Below are 13719 nucleotides of genomic sequence, written 5' to 3'. Positions count from 1 at the left end.
GCGCAGGTCACCACAGCCCTCGATTTCGCCGCTGCGGCTGCCGCCATCGTCTGCACCCGTCGCGGCGCCAACCCGCCTTCCTGGGATGAGGTCGAGCGGTTCATGGCTGAACGCACCTGAACCGGAGGATAGCATCATGACGACCCAGCCTGTTCTTCCGCCGCTCGGCACGCCTTGGCGCTCCAACCGCTTCCACCGGCAATGGCTGTTCGAGCAGGCCGGCAACCTGTTCGACTTCTTTCAGCCAAGCGTCATCAATCCGGCCGGCGGCTTCTTCGATCTCGACGATGCGGGTCATCCCATCGAGGCCGCCAATCCCGTCCGGCAGATCCACAGCACCACCCGCATGGTGCATTGCTTTGCCATCGGCACGCTCCTCGGCCGCCCCGGCTGCGACGCCATCGTCGACTACGGCATGGACTACCTTTGGAAGGCGCATCGGGATGCGCAGAACGGCGGCTATGTCTGGTCGCTCGACAATGATGGGCCGAAGGACGACAGCAAGCAGGCCTATGGCCATGCCTTCGTGCTGCTGGCGGCCTCCAGCGCGAAGGTCGTTGGGCATCCACTGGCAGACCGACTGCTCGAAGACATTACGCAAATCCTCGAAGAGCGCTTCTGGGAGGAGCAGCACGGAGCCGTGACGGAGGAATTCACGCGCGATTGGCGGCCCCTGAGCCAGTACCGTGGCCAGAATTCCAACATGCACCTGACCGAAGCCATGATGGCGGCCTTCGAGGCCACGGGCAACCGTACCTATCTCGATCGGGCGGAGCGGATCGCGAGCCTCATCATCGGCCGCCATGCGGCCTCCCTCGGCTACCGGGTCGCTGAGCACTTCCATGCCGACTGGAGCCTCGACAGGGATTATCGCGGCGACGACATGTTCCGCCCCTACGGCACCACGCCCGGCCACTGGCTTGAATGGGCAAGGCTCCTTCTTCAGCTCTGGTCGCTGGGCGGGCAGCGTCACGCCTGGATGCCCGATGCGGCCCGTGAGCTGTTCCGGCAATCCATCGAGCTGGGATGGGACAAGGATAAGGGCGGCTTCTTCTACGCCCTCGACTGGGACGACAAGCCGAGGCTGCCTTTAAAGCTCTGGTGGCCCTGCGCGGAAGCCATCGGGGCAGCGGCGTTCCTGTGCGAGCACAGCCCAAGCGACTACCACGAGCAATGGTACCGCACTCTCTGGGGTTTCACGAACCGCCACCTGATCGATCATCAGTACGGAGGCTGGCGGCCTGAACTGAGCGAAGATCTGACGCCCAGTGCGACGGTGTTCACCGGCAAGCCGGATCTCTACCACGCCCTCCAGGCCTGCCTCATCCCGCTCTTCCCGACCACCGGCAGCCTGACCAAGGTCATCCTTGAGAGCATTGCTCAGGCCTGAGCGAGATAGCGCTCCAGGGCTTGTCTCTCGGGCATTCCGGCTTGGGCTCCCGGCGTCAGGCATGACAGGGAGGCGGCGGCACAGGCCCGTTCCATGGCAGGGCCGACTTCCAAACCCTCCGCAAGTCTGTTCGCCAGCACGCCGACAAAGGTGTCGCCCGCGCCCGTGGTGTCGACCGGCGCGATCGGGCGCGCCGGAGCATGGACCTGTGTGCCATCGCCTGAAACGGCATAGGCCCCCTGAGCGCCTGCCGTCACGATGCAGGTTGGTCCGAAATCGCGAGCCAAGGCGGTGGCGGCCTTGAGATAGTCGGCGCCTGCCGGAATATTCAGGATCTCGGCGATGGAGAGCGCCTCGTGCTCGTTGACCACCAGCACATCCGTTGCCTCCAGCAGGTCGGCCATGCCTGAACGCTCCTTGGCGGGCGGGACGGGGGCGAAATTCCAGATCACCCTCGCCCCCGCCTGACGTGCACGGGCAGCGGCATCGAGATTGTCCGCCAGGGACACTTCCATCTGGAGCACCAGCACGGAAGCCTTCGACAACAGGCTGTCCGGAAGATCCATCGAGCGCAAGGCCATGTTGGCGCCGCTCGCCACCGTGATGGCGTTCTCCCCGATATCGTCGACCGTGATGAAGGCACAGCCCGTCGGCTCGTCTGTCATTCGAACGGCCCGAACGTCGATGCCGTTATCTTCGAGGTTCTTCAGGCAGGCAGCTCCAAAGGGATCGTTTCCGACAGCCCCAACCATGGCGACCTGGCCGGGTCCACCCTGCCCCATCCGCGCGGCCGCAACCGCCTGATTGGCTCCCTTGCCGCCAAAGAAGCTGTCTGCCCGGAGCGAGAGAACAGTTTCGCCTGGTCTGGCGATGCGCGGCACCCGCGCGACGAGATCCATGTTGATCGAACCGAAGACTACGATCATGCCACTCTCATTCTTCGAGGAACGTTCGTATCATCGGTGGTTCGGGCCTCGCGAGGGAGAACAGGGCAATCCTCCTGGAGGACATCACGGCAGTCGTCCACAGCTATTTCTCCCCTCTGGATCGCTGAGGGATTATGCCCGGGAACTAAGCAGCCTGCCTCAACATTTGACTCGCAGGTAGGCGTAGCAGCGGTAAACTGTCATCAGAATCAAAGATAGTTTGCCACTGGCAGATAAAGATAGGCTTTGATGGGCAGGCAGGCTGATCCTCTCACTCTGGATCGCGGACATACACCGCCCGCAACGACACGCTCTCGTATTCCCACTTCGCTCGCAAGTTTTTCTCCAGACGCCTCTGCGCGGCGCCTGGATGATGGGTGTGCGCAGGTTCAAACCCCGGAGTTGGTCATTGAGCAAGAATCATGAAAAGCAGAGACGCAAGACCCGCCGCTCCCTTGAAACAGCGCAGGTTTTTGATCTCACGGGCTCCAAGTTTCAGGGAGAGCGCAGCCTTCCGCCCATTAAACCGCTCAATGCCACACAGGATGACTATCTCGACGCGTTAAGGGCCAGTTCCCAGGTTGTGGTTCTCGGGCCCGCAGGCACCGGCAAAACCTGGATTGCAGCGACCTATGCGGCGGACCTTTTCCGCCAGCGGCGCATCCGCAAGATCATTCTGACCCGCCCGAACGTGCCAAGCGGCCGTTCCCTTGGCTTCTTCCCAGGCACCCTTGAAGAGAAATTCGGCCCCTGGGCGGCCCCTGTCATTGAGGCCATCAAGGAGCGCATCGGCACGGCGGCCTTCGATATTGCGATCAAGAACGGCGATATCGAGATGGTGCCGTTCGAGGTGATGCGCGGCCGGTCATGGCGCGATGCCTTCATCCTTCTCGACGAGGCGCAGAATGCGACGCCGGCCGAAATGAAGACGTTCCTCACCCGGATCGGGGAGGAATGCAAAGTGGTGATCAACGGGGATGTGAGCCAGTGCGACCTGCGCGAGACATCGGGTCTGCGCACGGTCATTCACCTGATCAAGTCGCAGATGCTCCCCGTTCCGATCGTCGAGTTCACCCTCAACGATATCGTGCGGTCCGGGGTTTGCGAGATGTGGGTGCGCGCATTCGAAGAGGTCCACTGCTGACGCAGTGGACCCGGATCGTTTCACGGAATGTGAAAGAGGCGGAGCCTCTTAGAGCATCGTGCGGAAAAGTGGACCCGATTTTTCCGCATTCAGCGATGCTCTCCTCAAAAAGAAAGCATCGAATTGGATCCCAAAAGTGGAATCCACTTTTGGGTCCGATGCTTTAGGCGAGCTCGATGGCGCCGACTTCGGGGCCCTTGCGGCCCTCGACGATCGCAACGCGAACCGCCTGGCCCTGATCGAGCTGGCCGAGACCGGCCCGCTCCACGACGGAGATGTGCAGGAACAGGTCCTTGCTCTCCCCCTCGACGGACACGAAGCCGTAACCCTTCACGGAGTCGAACCACTTCACAGTGGCCGGAACCTCCGGCGGACCGCTGACCGGGCGAGGGCTTGGGCCGCCGGCCGGACGACCAAAGCCGCCGCCGGAGTTGCCGCCTGGGCCACCAGCACGAGGCGGCCGTGCAGGACGCGCACCGCGCGGCGGCTCAGGCTCGGCCGTGCTGGTGTCGACGCTGACGATTTCCTGCACCTGCGGGCCCTTCTGGCCCGTGCCGACCTTGATGACCAGGGTCGTGCCGGATTCGAGAGCGGTATGACCCGCAGCCTCGACCTGCCGGACGTGCAGGAAGGCCTCGCCCGAGCCATCGGTCATCTCGACAAAGCCGAAGCCCTTCTCGGGATTAAACCACTTCACCCGCGCTTCAGTCTCTGGTCCTGCGGCTGGAGAGCCGTAGGATGTCTGCTGCCGCATGGGCCGTTCAAAAGATGTTGGCGGGGCGAAATCGCCCCAGTGATCTTCGGGTTGACCGCCAAATTGACGTCGGCGATCACGGTGATCATTTCCCCGGCCCATCAGGACTGCCTTCTAAAGTCTCAAGTTTCCTAAACGCCCATAGGCGTACATCCCCCAACCATTGAGGGCAAGAAGATAACTACTCATACCTAAACGTTTCACGCAAGGTCCCAAAATGGTGGTTCTGGCGAATTATCGGGTTTCGTGTCGGGAATTCCGGCCTTCCCTCAGGCTTTTAGGACCTCTGTCCACCCAAGGCTCGAAATGGCAAAAGCAGCAGGTCCCGAGCCCCAAGGGATACGGGTGATGGAAAAACACCTCCGCCAACTCAGCTTGATCATGAGGCATCTGGGGTACTGAGGCTACTAAGCCTTCACGGCGCAATTCTTAGCTTTGAGACCTGCAAGCTTGGCCGGAAGCGTAGGCACCCCGCGCCACCTGGGCCCTTCGAAGCAACGTGGGACCGCGCAGTCATCATGAACTCCATCGCGTTCCTGGGAGCCATAGTTACGCCGGCCTCTCACGCAGAAACCGCCCATAGAAAGACTGCTTGAGAAGCATGAACCCAAGGTCTTTACTTCACCTTGTCGGTAGGGTTACGATACGTTTCAGAATTCTTAATAACATAAGATAGCGAACGGAACCGACGTTAAGATTAGAGTGATTGAAACTGATTCGTATAAAGACGCCGAAAGGGTGCAGCATCAGGTGCAATCTTGCCAGGAGGGGCTATGCTTGAAGATCTCAGAAAGCGGGTCCTGATCGTCGAAGACGAGGCCATGATCTCGATGCTGATCGAAGACATGGTGCTGGATTTCGGGTGCCAGGTTGTGGGACCTGCGGCTCGTCTGGATCACGCCCTCACTCTTGCTCTTCAGGCCGAGATCGACATCGGCCTGCTTGACATCAACGTGGACGGGTCGGTCGTTTTCCCTGTCGCGGATGTTCTGCGCTTTCGCAAAATTCCGTTCATTTTCTCAACAGGCTACGATTTCCGCTCACTCCCGGAGCGTTTCCGCGACTGCGCGACTTTGTCGAAACCGTTTTCATACCAGAACTTTGCCGACACGCTGCAGGCGGCTTTGGCAACCCCGGAACTTCGGGCTGCGGTTTAGAAGCAAGACGCATTTCTGACAAATGTCCGTTCAGAAGCACAATTCTGAATGGCCGTTCATCTAAGAACGCGCCTTGATCCGCATCCCGACATCTGCCCTCGGCCTCAAAGTCACCTTCATGACAGGCTCCGGCATGGAGCCCGCTTTCGGCCGGAGGCGAACGGCCTTCAGCATGACAGCCAGAATGGCGAGCGCCTCCATCTGAGCAAAGTCACTGCCGATGCAGATCCGCGGGCCTGCGCCAAAAGGCATGTAGGCGTAACAATGACGCTCCCTCGTCTGCTCCGGTGCGAAGCGCTGGGGATCAAACCGCTTAGGATCGTCCTAGAGTGCTGCATGGTGGTGCACGGCGTGAATGGGAACGACGATGACGGCACCTTCCGGAACCACAAACCCGCCGAGCGGGAAGGCACGCGTCGCCATTCTGGTGATGATGGCAGCTAGCGAATAGAGCCTCATGGCTTCCGAGAACACCTGCCGGGTGAGGGTTAGTCCCGAAATATGCTCAGAGCGAACAGGACCATCGCTGGTTTCCGGATCGGCAGCGGCGAGGAGCAACGCGACCAGATTCTCGCACGCGTCTGCATCATGATGGCGTTCGGAGATCATGGCGGTGATCGCGGAGCGCAACACGTCCTTGATATGGCAAAATCTGACAGGGATTGTTCGGCATCGACAGGACACCAACAGGCCGAGCGCAGAAACAAGGCTTTGGATCTGGCGAACGTCACGTCATGACCCATTTGATCTGTCGATGATTTCCAGCCATGGAACCTGCAACGTCTCTCAAACGGCACGGAGCACTTGCTGAATATGAATACTAAACAGCCGGAAGGCCCCTTTCGCATAGGGCGCTCGGAAACAGGCCTCGGGCTTTTCGCGACGGATGCCATCGAGAAGGGAGCCTTCATCATCGAATATGTCGGACCTCGGATCACGAGCGAAGAGGTCGAGCGGCGCCGGAACACCCGGTACTTGTTCGAGATCAACAGCCGCTGGACCATCGACGGCTCGCCGCGCTGGAACACCGCGCGCTACATCAACCACGCATGCCGCCCGAATGCCCAGGCAACGATCTCGCGGGGCAAGATCCGCATCAAGGCGATCAAGCAGATCAAGCCGGGCGACGAGATCACCTACAATTACGGAAAGAACTACTTCGAGACCTTCATCAAGCCGCACGGCTGCAGGTGCCGCGCGTGCCAGAAAAAGCGTGAAAGGGAAGCCGCTGCTTGAATCTGGCGAGGCTCAGCCCGCCTTGAACTCGGACACGGTACGCCTGGCTCCAAGCTTGTAGAGTTGCGTGAGGTGTGCAAGCACCTCGCTCGTGAAGCGGGGGGTCGCCGGCAGATCATCTCCGAAGATCTCGCGGATACCGAACAGACCGCGCGCCAGCGTTTCGACAGATCCCTCCGCTTGGCTGGCAATTTCCTGAAGCCGTGCCACCATGGGATCACGGACGTCGATGGCCACGCCATTCTCATCCGTGCCCGTTACATAGCGCATCCAGGCTGCGACCCCGAGTGAGAGCCGTCCGATTGAAGCGCCATTGCTAAGGCGGTCGCGAATCGTGCCGAGAAGGCGCTGTGGAAGCTTTTGGGATCCATCCATGGCAATCTGCCATGTGCGGTGCTTCAAGGCCGGATTCTTGAAGCGCACAATGAGGGCGCTCTTATAAGACTCAAGATCGGCCCCGGCGGGCATGTGCAGGGTCGGCGTGACCTCCTCGTCCATGAGGCCCCGGATCAGCCGGACGAAGGCCTCATCGGCCATCGTATCGGCAACGGTCTCGTAGCCGGCAAGATAGCCGAGATAGGCGAGCGTCGAGTGGCTTCCATTGAGCAGCCTGAGCTTCATGTGCTCGTAAGGCTCGACGTCGCTCACGAACTCAGCGCCTGCGGCCTCCCAGGCTGGGCGCCCCTGCGGGAAGCGATCCTCGATTACCCATTGCGTGAAAGGCTCGGTGACAACGGGCCATGCATCAGTGACGCCAAGCGCCTCTGCGATTCGCTCGCGATCCTGATCGCTCGTGGCCGGCACGATCCGGTCGACCATGGTCGAGGGGCAGGAGACCTCGTCTGCGACGAACCGGCCGAGCTCCGGGTCGACCAGTTCGGCAAAGCGGGTGAGAACGCGCTTCACGGTGCGGCCATTGGATGGAAGGTTGTCGCAGGTCAGTACGGTGAAGGGCGCCACGCCGTTCATGCGCCGGCGGCGCAGGGCCTCGATGATGAAGCCCGGGGCGGATTTCGGGTTCATCGAATAAGCGAGATCATGCACGATATCGGGATGGGCCTCGTTTAAGGCACCCGTCGCCGGATCGTAGCAGTAGCCCTTTTCGGTGACGGTCAAGGTCACGATCCGCGTCTGAGGGTCCGCCATCACGTCGAGAAGATCCTCGATCTCACGGGGAGCAACGATGACACGCTGAATCGATCCGATGACTCGCAGCGCCTCACCCCCCTGGGAACGGACAGAAAGGGTATAAAGCCCGTCCTGCGGCTGCAGCGCGTCGTAGGTGTCAGGGCTTCGCAGGCTCGCTGCCACAATGCCCCAGTCCGGATCCCTTGCCAGGACGTCGTCCGTGTACACAGCCTGATGCGCCCGGTGGAACGCGCCCACGCCGAGATGAACGATGCCTGTTCTCAGGATTCTCCGGTCATAGGAAGGACGTTGGACACCCCCAGCCAGTTCAGCTAGCGTGTCGTCATTCAGGCGATCTGACATTGGATCCTCAATGCGCCGGCTGCTGCTTTGCACGGGTGACGATCTGCGTCGGATTGACGAAGCGCAGGGCAATGATGAGCCATACCAGGGTTGTCACCATGTAGATCACGGCCATCGCGTCGATGGACTGCACGGCGCGCACACCGGCTGCGAAGACGGAGTAGTAGAGCGCCACCACGAGGGTTTGGCTGGTCGGGCCTGCAACGAGGAAGGTCAGCTCGAACATGGCAATGGTGCGCACCAGAACCAGCAGCAGCGCCGCCAGAATGCCGGGTAGAAGCAGCGGCAGGAGCACGTAGACGAAGAGCTTGAAGGTGTTGGCCCCGAAGACACGAGCCGCCGCCTCGATCTTCGGATCGATCTGCTCGATGAAAGGGATCATGACCAGGATCACGAAGGGCACGGTCGGCACGAGATTGGCCGCCACCACGCCCCAGAATGTGCCCGCCAGCCCCGTCTGATAGAGCACCGTGGCCAGCGGGATGCCGAAGGTCATCGAAGGGATCAGGAGCGGCAGCAGGAAGAGCAGCACGAGAAGCCGCTTTCCGGGAAAATCACGGCGGGCTAACGCATAGGCCGCGGTGACACCCAGCGCCCCTGAGATGAAGACCACGGCGCCGATGACCTGAAACGTGACGACCAGGACGTCCCAAAGCTGGAACTCGCTCCAGGCGGAGGAGTACCAGCGCGTGGTCCAGCCTGCCGGGAGCCAGGTGCCAAGCCAGCGGGTGGCGAAGGAACTCGTCACCACAGTGGCGATCATGGCGAAAAGGTTGAGGACGAAGAAGCCGACGGTTGCCCAGATGGCAGCAGCCCAGAGTTTGGAGCCGATTGTGGTATCGCGGATCATCGGCTTACCCTTTCGCGCCGGAGGCCGGACCGCGGTAGAACAACCCGCGGGAGGCGAGCACCACCACGACGATGGCAAGCTGGACGAAGCCCATGATCATCGCAATCGCGGAGGCCATGGAGTAGTCGTATTCCTCGAATGCCGCCGTTGCTGCCGCAATCGAGATGACCCGGGTGACGCCTGCGGGCTCCCCGAGCAGCACCGCTGAAGGAAACACCGAGAAAGCCTGCACGAAGGACAGGCAAAACGTGATGGCAAAGCCCGGCATCAGCAGCGGTAGGTACACATGGCGGAAACGCTGCCACGCACTGGCGCCGAGGGTCGCGGCCGCCTGCTCGAGTGCCGGATCGATGCCCGTCACGTAGGAGAGGGTCAGCAGGAAGGTGAACGGGAAGCCCGTGATCACCAGCGAGGCGAAAACGCCCCAATAATTGTGAACAAGCTTCAATGGCTGCGAAATCAGACCGAAGGTGAGCAAGGTGCGGTTGAACCAGCCTTGCGGTCCGAGGTAGTTCAACAGCCCTTCAGCCACGAGAACCGTGCCGAGAGTGATCGGCAGAACGAGGATCGTGGTCAGAAGGCGCTGGCGCCGCATCAGGCGCACGCGGAACGCGATCGGTACAGCCAGCAAAAGGTTGACGAGCGTGACGGGAATTGCGAGCCGGAGCGTGTTGGCAATCGTCTCGTAGAGAAACGGATCCGAGAAGAAGCGCCTGTAGTTGGCGAGCCAGTCTCCACCACCCTTCGGCTCGAACGACAGAACGAAGCCGAAGGCGAAGGGATAGACAAAGAGCAGCAGCGTGAAAATGGCGGCAGGAACGACGAGGAGGGTCACCGCGTCGAAACCACGAGCCGCCAGACGCTGGCGCAGGCTGGGTCCGTGTTCCACGGCAGGCGCGTGAGCAACGGCGTCCATCAATGCCTCCCTTGGACAGGCTCCGCGAAGACGAGAATGCGCTCGTCCTCCGTCCGCAGGTGAATCCTGGATCCCGGCTCCACCGATACATGAGACCGGAACACGAAATCCAGACCGCCGGCTGAATGGGCGGTTCCGACGAACTCGCGCCCGCGATACTCGATGGTGTCGACGGTAGCGGCAATGGCGTTCGGCCCGGCCTCGCCGACTTCGAGGTCATCGGATCGAATGGCAGCATAGGCGGTTGAGCCGACGGAGACCCGCTCACGGGCGACACCGCTGATCCGGGCGCCCTCCACATCGAGGATCGTACGGTCGCCCTCAATAGCCACGACCTGTCCTTTCAGCTTGTTGCGGAAACCCATGAAGTCGGCCACATCGAAGTGAGCCGGCGCCTCATAGAGCTCCCTAGGCGCGCCGACCTGACGCACCACGCCGTCACGCAGGACGACGATCCTGTCGGCAAGCGACAGGGCCTCGTCCTGGTCATGGGTCACGTAGATGGTCGTTGCTCCAAGCTCGTTGTGAATGCGCCGGATCTCCGCCCGCATCTCAAGCCGCAGCTTGGCATCGAGGTTGGAGAGCGGCTCGTCCATCAGCACCAGGGGCGGCTCGATGACGATGGCGCGGGCGATTGCCACGCGCTGTTGCTGGCCGCCGGAGAGCTGACCCGGCAGCTTGTTCTCCTGCCCTTGAAGGCGGACTAGGCTCAGGGCTTCATCGACCTTGCGGTCGATCTCCGCCTTCGGCCGCCCGCGCATCTTCAGGCCGAAGCCGATGTTCTGGCGAACATTGAGGTGGGGGAAGAGCGCATAGTTCTGGAACACCATGCCGAACCCGCGCTCCTCGGGGCGCAGGGTGTCGACCCGGTTCTTGTCGAGCCAGATCGCTCCACCAGTCACAGGAAGAAGACCCGCGATGCAGTTCAATGTCGTCGACTTCCCGCAGCCTGAGGGTCCGAGCAGGGCGATGAACTCGCCCCGACGGATGGTGAGGGAGACGTCGCGCAAGGCATTGAGTGCCCCGAAATCGCGGCTCACACGATCGAGCCGGACTTCGTCGAATTGGGAAAGGGCTATGGTCATCGCGGGTCCTTGGGTTCGTTCTTACTTGCGCTTGCCGCCGGCGACCTGCTCGTCCCACATGCGGAAGGCGACGACCATCTGCTCGGGCTGAAGCGGCAATTCGATCGGGTTCTCGGCGATCCACTTCTCGTATTCGGGACGGCCGAACTCCTTTATAGCGGCCTGGCTCTCAGGCGGCGCCATGTCGAGTGTCACGCCCTTCACAGCTGGACCCGGATAGAAGTAGCCCTCATCGTAGGTATAGGCCTGCTGCTCCTTGGTGAGCAGGAAGTTCATGAGGTCGAGAAGAACAGCAACCTTCTCGTTCGACAGGCCCTTGGGCACGCACATGTAGTGCGCATCCGCTACCCAGTGGAAGCCCTTGAGGGCCGCCACCTTGGCCTCCTTCGGCACGACGCCGAGGACGCGCGGGTTGATGTCCCAGCCGGTGGTCGACACAGTCATGTCGCGGGAGCCTTCGCCCAGCTCCTTCATCACCGCGCCGGTGCCGGACGGGTAATACTCGATGTTCTGCCCCAGCTCCTTCAGGAACGCCCAGGTCTTGTCCCAACCCTTGGCTGGATCCTGCGGATTGCTGTCACCCAGAATGTAGGGAAGGCCCATGATGAAGGTGCGGCCCGGGCCGGAATTGGCAGGACGCGCATAGAGGAAGCGACCCGGATTGGCCTTGGTATAAGCGAGCAGTTCCTCAGCCGTGGTCGGAACCGTCTTGACCTTGTCGGGCATGTACTCGAGCAGCGGACCAGACGGATAATAGGTCACGACGACGCCTTGCCCCTTAGCCAATCCCTGCATCTTCGCCGCAGCCGGCAGATAGATGTCGTCGAGCTTCGGCAGCGCATTTGCATGACCAGGGATCAGATCGACCCAGAGCTTCTGCTCGATGCCAGCGGAGAGGGCATCGGTACCCGTGAGCACGAGGTCGATGTCGACGCGGCCCGCATCCTGCTGCGCCTTGATCTTGCCGGCGAGTTCAGGAGCCGTCGCCTTGGTGAAGCTGATGCGCGAGACGAGGTTCGGCTTCGCCTTGCGGTAGTTCTCGATGGCCTTCTGCGTCAGCGCGAGATTTCCCGCGACATCAATGATGTTGAGCGTGACCGGGCTCGCCGGCAGGTTGGCTTGGGCAAAGCCCGAACCGCCGAAAGCGGCGACGCCTGCTGCGCCGGCGACACTGCCGACGAAGGTCCGTCTGGTGATCAGATTCGTCATGTTCTTCCTCCAGTTCTGTGCGACATGGCTCTTTTGCTCCATGTCCCGTGTCACAGCTTGTAGGCCTCTTTCGCGAGGCGATAGGCGAGATCGTAGGCCACCTCGTGCGCCTCATCCTCATCGAGACGATGCGTCACCACGAGATTGGCGAGATAGGCGCAGTCAACCCGGCGGGCTACGTCGTGCCGGGCCGGAATCGACAGGTAGGCGCGAGTGTCGTCGTTGAAGCCGACCGTGTTGTAGAAGCCGGCCGTCTCCGTCGTGAGCTCACGGAAGCGGCGCATGCCTTCGGGAGCGTCGAAGAACCACCAGGCAGGACCAAGCTTCAGGGCCGGGTAGTGCCCGGCGAGCGGCGCCAGTTCGCGGGAATAGCTGGTCTCGTCCAGGGTGAAGACGATGATCGTCAGGTTCGGCTCGTTGCCGAAACGGTCGAGAAGCGGCTTGAGCGCTCGAACGTAGTCGGTCCGCGAGGGAATATCGGCGCCCATGTCGCGGCCGAAGCGACGGAACAGCGCCTCGTTATGGTTACGGAAGGAGCCGGGATGGATCTGCAGGACCATGCCGTCTTCCACGCTCATTGCCGCCATCTCGGTCAGCATCTGTGCGCGGAACAACTCGGCATCCTCAGGGCTCACGCTCTCCGTCGAGACGCGGCGGAACAGGGCCTCCGCATCCACCTGCGAGAGATTGGCTGTTCTGGCTGTCGGATGTCCATGATCGGTGGAGGTCGCGCCATAATCACGAAAGAAGGCACGCCGCTTGCGATGCGCCTCGAGATAGCCGCTCCAGGTCGAGGTGTCGCATCCGGTGATTTCGCCGAAACGGGCAAGGTTTTGCCGGAACCCCTCGAACTCGGGGTCTACGACCGGATCAGGCCGGTAGGCCGTGACCACCCTGCCCTTCCAGCCGGACTGGCGGATGGTCTCATGGTGCTTCAGCGGATCGAGTGGACTCTCTGTGGTGGCGATCGCTTCGATCCTGAACCGCTCGAAGAGCGCGCGCGGCCGAAACTCCGGTGTGCGTAGAGCCTCATTGATCCCATCGTAATAGGCATCCGCATTGGCAGATGAAAGGCGCTCCGTGAAGCCAAACAGTGTTGCAAAGGTGTGATCGAGCCAAGCGCGCGTCGGCGTGCCGCGAAAGAGATGATAGTGCGCAGCGAAGCGACGCCAGATTGCCCGCGGATCACGCTCGACGGCACTGCCATCCCTTACTGGAATGCCAAGATCCTCGAGGCGCACGCCCTGGCTGTAGAGCATGCGGAAGACGTAGTGATCGGGAACGACGAATAGCGTCGCCGGATCGGGGAACGGCTCGTTGTCCGCATACCAACGCGGATCCGTATGCCCGTGCGGGGAGATGATGGGCAGATCCCTGATCTCCGCATAAAGCCTGCGCGCCACCTCGCGGGCAGCGGGCTCTACCGGAAAAAGCCGGTCCGGATGGATCAGCATAGCGTTCTCCCTTGGCGCGTCTGGCAAGTCATTTGCAGTGACTTTCAAGCGCCTCATTGCCGATGACCATAAGACGATCCAGAACCGTTTGCAATGGTCTACTAGTA

The 13719-nt window shown here is 61.5% G+C and carries 12 protein-coding genes and 1 pseudogene; 4 read left to right on the top strand and 9 right to left on the bottom strand.

Going from position 1 to position 13719, the window contains the following annotated elements:
- The first annotated feature begins 136 nt into the window (after positions 1–136).
- Positions 137–1390: an AGE family epimerase/isomerase gene (locus JKL45_RS19835; protein ID WP_201863310.1), complete on the top strand. Its 1254-nt coding sequence runs from the start codon at positions 137–139 to the stop codon at positions 1388–1390.
- On the opposite strand, the gene JKL45_RS19830 is transcribed toward JKL45_RS19835, so the two are convergent.
- Positions 1381–2316 carry a ribokinase gene (locus tag JKL45_RS19830; RefSeq protein WP_201863309.1) on the bottom strand — a complete coding sequence of 312 codons (936 nt, stop codon included), beginning with the start codon at positions 2314–2316 and terminating at the stop codon, positions 1381–1383. The genes JKL45_RS19835 and JKL45_RS19830 overlap by 10 nt on opposite strands.
- Positions 2317–2725: 409 nt before the next feature.
- On the opposite strand from JKL45_RS19830, the gene JKL45_RS19825 reads away from it, so the two are divergent.
- On the top strand, positions 2726–3460 hold the full coding sequence (locus JKL45_RS19825) for a PhoH family protein (protein ID WP_210345845.1): 735 nt from the start codon (positions 2726–2728) through the stop codon (positions 3458–3460).
- Between the two features lie 163 nt (positions 3461–3623).
- On the opposite strand, the gene JKL45_RS19820 is transcribed toward JKL45_RS19825, so the two are convergent.
- A complete protein-coding gene (locus JKL45_RS19820; RefSeq protein ID WP_246498699.1) occupies positions 3624–4214 on the bottom strand; it encodes a cold-shock protein in 591 nt (196 codons plus the stop codon).
- Positions 4215–4987: 773 nt separating this feature from the next.
- Here JKL45_RS19820 and JKL45_RS19815 point away from each other — a divergent pair.
- Positions 4988–5371: a response regulator gene (locus tag JKL45_RS19815; protein WP_201863307.1), complete on the top strand. Its 384-nt coding sequence runs from the start codon at positions 4988–4990 to the stop codon at positions 5369–5371.
- Positions 5372–5431: 60 nt separating this feature from the next.
- On the opposite strand, the pseudogene JKL45_RS19810 reads toward JKL45_RS19815, so the two are convergent.
- Positions 5432–5980 (bottom strand): annotated as a pseudogene (locus JKL45_RS19810) (cytochrome P450).
- A 204-nt stretch (positions 5981–6184) separates the two neighbouring features.
- Between JKL45_RS19810 and JKL45_RS19805 the strand changes: the two are divergent.
- Positions 6185–6607, top strand: a complete 423-nt coding sequence (locus JKL45_RS19805) for an SET domain-containing protein (protein ID WP_201863306.1) — start codon at positions 6185–6187, stop codon at positions 6605–6607.
- 12 nt (positions 6608–6619) lie between these two features.
- On the opposite strand, the gene JKL45_RS19800 is transcribed toward JKL45_RS19805, so the two are convergent.
- From JKL45_RS19800 to uxaC, 6 genes are read right to left on the bottom strand one after another with little or no spacing between them, the layout of a single operon-like run.
- Complete coding sequence (locus tag JKL45_RS19800) at positions 6620–8098, bottom strand: mannitol dehydrogenase family protein (RefSeq protein ID WP_201863305.1); 1479 nt, start codon at positions 8096–8098, stop codon at positions 6620–6622.
- A 7-nt stretch (positions 8099–8105) separates the two neighbouring features.
- Positions 8106–8948: an ABC transporter permease gene (locus tag JKL45_RS19795; protein ID WP_201863304.1), complete on the bottom strand. Its 843-nt coding sequence runs from the start codon at positions 8946–8948 to the stop codon at positions 8106–8108.
- Positions 8949–8952: 4 nt separating this feature from the next.
- On the bottom strand, positions 8953–9864 hold the full coding sequence (locus tag JKL45_RS19790; RefSeq protein ID WP_201863303.1) for an ABC transporter permease: 912 nt from the start codon (positions 9862–9864) through the stop codon (positions 8953–8955).
- On the bottom strand, positions 9864–10949 hold the full coding sequence (locus JKL45_RS19785) for an ABC transporter ATP-binding protein (protein WP_201863302.1): 1086 nt from the start codon (positions 10947–10949) through the stop codon (positions 9864–9866). The genes JKL45_RS19790 and JKL45_RS19785 overlap by 1 nt, the downstream gene beginning before the upstream one ends.
- A gap of 21 nt (positions 10950–10970) precedes the next feature.
- Positions 10971–12158, bottom strand: coding sequence for an ABC transporter substrate-binding protein (locus tag JKL45_RS19780; RefSeq protein ID WP_201863301.1), 1188 nt, complete (start codon positions 12156–12158; stop codon positions 10971–10973).
- A 50-nt stretch (positions 12159–12208) separates the two neighbouring features.
- Entirely contained in the window at positions 12209–13612 is a 1404-nt protein-coding gene (gene uxaC / locus JKL45_RS19775) for a glucuronate isomerase (protein WP_201863300.1), read from the bottom strand.
- Positions 13613–13719 lie beyond the last annotated feature (107 nt).

Origin of the sequence: Microvirga soli (genome assembly GCF_016734765.1) — a bacterium.
Classification (GTDB): Bacteria; Pseudomonadota; Alphaproteobacteria; order Rhizobiales; family Beijerinckiaceae; genus Microvirga; species Microvirga soli.
This window is presented reverse-complemented; position numbering and strand designations above follow the sequence as displayed.